Raw genomic sequence first — 5,449 nt, forward strand, 5'->3', positions numbered from 1 at the left:
TGGGTGGCCAATCCTCCTTGGCCATCGACGGGGGCAGCAGAGCGATGAAAGCCATGTCCGACGTCCCTGGGTGGTTCGAAGCCTACGGCCGTCGCCCAGTTCGAACCCCCTGAAAGAAAGGTAAGGATCGATGAGGAGCACTCCCGCAGCGACGGCGAGCACCCACTTCGACGTATTGATCATCGGGGCCGGAATCTCAGGCATCGGCGCTGCCTGCCATCTGAAGATGCGCCGCCCGGATACTACGTTCGCGATTCTGGAAGGCCGCGACACGATCGGTGGAACCTGGAGTCTGTTCCGGTATCCGGGCATCCGTTCCGATTCGGACATGCCCAGTTTCGGTTTCGGCTTCAAGCCCTGGACGCACCGCAAGTCGATCGCCGACGGCCACATCATCATGGACTACCTGCAGGATGCGGTCGCCGAAAACGGTGTGGCGGAACACATCCGATTCGGCTACCGGGTACTGGAGGCGGAGTTCTCCTCCACGGAGGGACTGTGGACGGTGACGGCACGGCATTCCGGCACCGGAGCGCTGACCGAATTCACCGCGCGGTTCCTGTTCTCGGGAACCGGATACTACGACAACGAATCCGGGTTCACCCCGGAGTTCGCCGGTGTCGAGGACTTCGCCGGGACAGTGGTCCATCCGCAGCACTGGCCCGAGGACTTGGACTACGCGGGCAAGCGCGTGGTCGTGATCGGAAGCGGCGCAACGGCTGTGACCTTGATTCCCTCGATGGCGGCCGAAGCGGGCCACATCACCATGCTGCAACGCTCACCGAGCTATGTGCTCTCGCTCCCCGCCGAGGACGCGATCGCGAACACGTTGAACACGGTGCTCGGGCCCGAGCGTGCGTATCGAATCGTCCGGCGCAAGAACATCATGCTCAACCGTGGGATCTACAAGGCATGCATGCGCGCCCCGAAGCTGATGCGCAAGCTGTTGATCGCCAACGTGCGTCGACAGTTGCCCCGGCACTTCGATGTCGACACCCACTTCACCCCGCGGTACAACCCGTGGGAGCAGCGATTGTGCATGGTTCCCAACGGTGATCTGTTCAAGGCGATTTCGTCGGGGCAGGCATCGGTGGTCACCGACCGGATCGAACGATTCACCGAGACCGGAATCCGGCTGGAATCGGGCCGGGAATTGGCCGCCGACATCATCGTCACGGCCACCGGGCTGACCATGTCGCCCTTGGGTAAGATCGCGCTCGTCGTCGACGGAAAGCCGGTACATCTGCCGGACACCACCGTCTACAAGGCCATGATGCTCTCCGGGGTGCCCAACTTCGCGTTCGCCATGGGGTACACGAACATCGCCTGGACGCTCAAGGTCGATCTGGTCTGCGAGCACTTCTGCCGACTGCTCGACCACATGGATGCACAGGGACACACCGTCGTCGAACCCGTACTCGACGATCCCGACATGGAGCGGGTCCCCCTTCTCGACCTGAGTTCGGGCTACATCCAGCGCGGAGTCGCCGCGTTTCCGCGGGCAGGTACCCGTGGCCCGTGGACGGCGGAGATGGCCTACGAATCCGACGTCGAACGACTGCGCGTGGGCCCGGTCGAGGATCCCGCGTTGAAATTCACCTCCACTCGCTCGAGCGTGCTCGCAGGGTAGGGAGAAGGACGATGAGACACGAGCTGACGTTCACGAGCCACGGAATCACCTGTGCCGCCTGGCACCTACCGGCGAGCACCGACGTTCTTGCCGGTGAGGCGGGCCGGCCCTGCATCGTCCTGGGGCACGGCTTCGGCGGCACCCGCGACACCGGTCTGCTCGCCTTCGCCGAGGCTTTCGCAGCCGCCGGCATCGACGCCTTCGTGTTCGACTACCGCGGCTTCGGCGACTCCGCCGGGGAACCTCGTCAGGATGTCGCGTTCCGCCGGCAGCGGCAGGACTACCACGCGGCCGTCGACACTGCCCGCCACCTGCCCGGGGTCGATCCCGGCCGAATCGTGTTGTGGGGCACGTCCTACTCGGGCGGACACGTCGTCGCGGTCGCCGCCCAGGACCAGCGCGTCGCGGCGGTGGTGTCCATGAATCCGGCCACCGACGGACTCGCCGCCCTCGTACAGATCGCGCGCTACGCCGGGGTGGGCCGGCTCGTCCGTGCCACAGCGTACGGATTGCGCGATGTGGCGCGCGCCCTCACCGGCCGGTCGCCCTATCACGTGCCCGTCGTCGCGCAGCCCGGGTCGTCAGCGATCATCAGCACGCCGGGCGCCGAGGAGGCCTATCTCTCGATGGCCGGGCCCACTTGGCGCAACGAGGTCTGCGCACGCACGGGCCTGGAAGTCGGGCTGAACCGTCCGACCACCTACGCCTCCCGGCTGACGTGCCCGTTGCTGGTGCAGGTCGGCACCGACGATCGTGTCGCCCCGCCCGACGCCGCGCGCCGCACCGCACGCAAGGCCGGCAGGTGGGCGCAGCTGCGCGAGTACCCCGTCGATCACTTCGACTTCTACCAGGGCGAATGGCACCGGCGGGTGCTGGCCGATCAGCTCGACTTCCTCGCCCGCGTGCTCCGGCCCGAGAGGATCGCTCCCGCTCTATGAAAGCCTCCGCCGGCCTGCCGGCGTCGAACCGTACCGGTTGCGGCCACTGCGATGCGAGGTGCGACGAGGACTGTGCTCGCGGTGGGGGACGAACTCCGACGTCAACATGGCGTACGCCGCGGGTACGACGTACCGGGGTTCGAACAGGACGTAGCGACGACCTGCGGCGGCATGGAACTTGTGCAGGTATCGGTACAGCGATTCGAGAGCGATCACCGAGCTGCCCAGCCGCAGCGCGGTCCGCAGCGTCCGCTGTCGCACGCCGGTCCCGGTGCCGGCGAACAGTCGGGGAAACGGGGCGAAGGCCAACGACACCGACGTTCCACCGCGGCGGCGGACATGCTCGACGACATCGACGATCATGCGTTCGTCGGTGCCGTTGGGAGCCCGGGTGCTGCGCCACGGTACGTCCAGGCTCCACTCGTTTCCGTGGTGCGCGGTGCCGTATCGCTGGAACCCGACCGGGCGACCGTGCCGGTCACGCGCAACGACGATCATCATCCCCGGAAGCACACCGTCGAGCAGGTGGTCGAGAATCATCGAGAATCCCCGACGCTGATGTCCGCCGCGGGTCTCGGCGACGATCGCGAGCAACTGCCGGCGCAGTGCCGCGGAAACGTCTCGCTCGGAGAGGATCTCGGTACTCACCCCAGCGTTCCGGCTCCTCTGCACCGCCTGCCGCAGATTCCGGAATCGCCGTCCGTCGAGCGAGAATCGGGACACATCCAAGACGACATCGCACCCGATGTCCACCGCACGTAGCGGCGAGCGTCCGTCCCGGTTCTGCCACAACCGAGCCGTGTGCTCGCTCGCCGCGAGAACCGCCACCCGCCAGCCTCGAGCCTCGGCGAAGGTGGTGAATCGCGTCGCCAGGTTGCCGAATGCCCGCGCATCACCGATCGGATCCCCGGAAACCACGGCGACGCCCGCGCGGGCTCGATAGGCGATCGCTGCGGTACCGGAGGGGTCGAAGAAGTAGGACTTGGCGGAGTTCAGCGCGAACGGTGCCAGCGGATCACCCGCGGTCCGTTGTACGAGAGCCTCGATGCGGGGGTGTTCCTCGGGTTGCGGGACGCTGGGGACCGGCCACACGAGCACCCACCCGGACACCACGACCAGGACGAACCCCAGCTGTGGACGCCCCTCGGCACAGCCGAAGCCTGCCAGGAGCAGACACACGATCGCGGCGGTCACGTGCGTCGGAGTCAGCGGGCGGTGCAGAGTCGTCCCACGTGCGGTGAGTCCCACCGCGATGACCACGGCGACCACCCATCCGGTCCCGGTCTCCGCTCGGAATGCCGAGACGCCGAACGCGACGATCCCGAGCAGATAGACGCCCAGCCCGGTGTGCTGGGCTGTCCTCTCCGCCCACGAGGCGGTCGGTTGCAGTGTTGTCACGAGTACTGCCTCGACGTCCGGCTTCGGTGAAACGGGAACAGCTCGATGATCTCCACGGTAGCCGTCGGCGCCGCGACCCATCGGGGAGTCTGCGACCTGTCCCGTCTCAACCCGCCTCGGAACGTAACGGTCGGTCTGTACTCTCGATTGTCGGTACGCAGGGGTGCCGGCTCGACGAAAGACGAGGACTTCTCATGCTCACTCGAACCCTGGCTGTTGCTGCGATGGTCGTCGGCAGTGCTCTGATGGCGGCGACGGGTGCGTCGGCTGCCCCGGATGACGACCCATACGGCTTCAACGCAGTTCGCGATCGGACCGACTACTTCGTCGCACCCCTCGACCCCGGTGCACTGTTCGGTGAGAACAGCTACAAGCCGATCATCCTGAGCCCCTACGGCGCTACGCGGAAGATCGAGTGTCGCGGCGACGGGCACTACGTCCAGATCCACGAGTGCGTTCAGTACGACACGAACAATGTCGCGCACGAACTTCGGTTGATTCCCAACCCGATCCGTCCGATCTACGTGTACTTCTGACCGGTGCTTCACCGGTGTGTACTTGTGGCGGTCCTGACCGCCACAAAGGCACACCGGCGGCGGAGCCGCACCTCAGCCGACGTAGCCGAGTTCCTTCAGCAGGGCCAAGCCCTGATCGGCCGTCTTGGTGGAGAACTGCATGAGCAGCCCGCGTGACTTGTCGACCACCTCGAATATCACGGTGGAGCTGTTCGGGATGTAGCCGACGATGCGGTTCCCGTCCGGCGACCCGATCGTGGTGTACGTGCCGGTCTTGTTGTCCCGCAACTCGATCAGGTGCGAACGCGCGTACCGGTCGTCCCGCCACGCGGTGACACCGAGATACTCGTTGGCCTTCATGCCGATCGTCTTGCCGAGGTTCGAGTTCACGTTGATCAGGCAACGCACCTGCAGTGCCGAGCTGTCGGGTGCGAAGCCGGACTTCTCACACGCCGTCGACGACGTGATCAGTTTCGCCGGCAGCAGAGTGGTCACGTCGTCGGTGGATTCACTGATGAACGTCGAATCCGCGGTGGCGGCCGGAGCGGAGCCGTCCAGCGGATCGGTGCTGTTGATCGCCACGGCGGCACCGGACTGCGGCGCGGCCGCGGCTGTGGAGCCCGTATCCGGGCGGGTGATGAAGAAGAACGCACCGGCAGCGACGAGTACCGCGGCGACCGCCGCACCCGCGATCGCCGGCGTCGTGCGCGACTTCCGCGGCGCGGCGGCGGCAGCGGACGACGGAGCGAAGGAAGCGCCGGGAATTCCGGGCGACGTCCGCGCGGGACCACCCGGTCGGGCCGGGCCACGCTCGATCACCTCGGTGTCGCGCAGCGGAATCGGGTCGGTGGCGCGTCCGCCGGCGACGAACCCGGCCGCGCCCTTGGCGACGACGGTTTTCGGGTCGTCGAGGGTGGCGATCGGGCCGAGTTCGGCCAGGCGCCGGTGCACATACGGGATCCGGGAGG

The 5,449-nt window shown here is 66.7% G+C and carries 4 protein-coding genes and 1 pseudogene; 3 read left to right on the forward strand and 2 right to left on the reverse strand.

The window, feature by feature from the left end; all coding sequences use genetic code 11:
* Nucleotides 1–130 precede the first annotated feature (130 nt).
* Nucleotides 131–1,630 carry an NAD(P)/FAD-dependent oxidoreductase gene (locus M1M07_RS31820; protein WP_197257746.1) on the forward strand — a complete coding sequence of 500 codons (1,500 nt, stop codon included), beginning with the start codon at nucleotides 131–133 and terminating at the stop codon, nucleotides 1,628–1,630.
* 11 nt (nucleotides 1,631–1,641) lie between these two features.
* Entirely contained in the window at nucleotides 1,642–2,568 is a 927-nt protein-coding gene (locus tag M1M07_RS31825) for an alpha/beta hydrolase (RefSeq protein WP_197257744.1), read from the forward strand.
* On the opposite strand, the gene M1M07_RS31830 is transcribed toward M1M07_RS31825, so the two are convergent.
* Entirely contained in the window at nucleotides 2,563–3,966 is a 1,404-nt protein-coding gene (locus tag M1M07_RS31830) for a phosphatidylglycerol lysyltransferase domain-containing protein (protein ID WP_248676713.1), read from the reverse strand. The two genes, M1M07_RS31825 and M1M07_RS31830, sit on opposite strands and share 6 nt — an antisense overlap.
* A 194-nt stretch (nucleotides 3,967–4,160) precedes the next feature.
* Between M1M07_RS31830 and M1M07_RS31835 the strand changes: the two genes are divergently transcribed.
* The gene (locus M1M07_RS31835) at nucleotides 4,161–4,502 is read left to right on the forward strand and encodes a hypothetical protein (RefSeq protein WP_248676714.1); all 342 of its coding nucleotides are present in this window, start codon (nucleotides 4,161–4,163) and stop codon (nucleotides 4,500–4,502) included.
* 72 nt (nucleotides 4,503–4,574) lie between these two features.
* Here the strand turns inward: M1M07_RS31835 and M1M07_RS31840 are convergent.
* Nucleotides 4,575–5,449: pseudogene (locus M1M07_RS31840) on the reverse strand (Hsp70 family protein); the annotation flags it as partial.

The organism is Rhodococcus sp. HM1 (genome assembly GCF_023218075.1).
In the GTDB taxonomy this organism is placed as follows: domain Bacteria; phylum Actinomycetota; class Actinomycetes; order Mycobacteriales; family Mycobacteriaceae; genus Rhodococcus.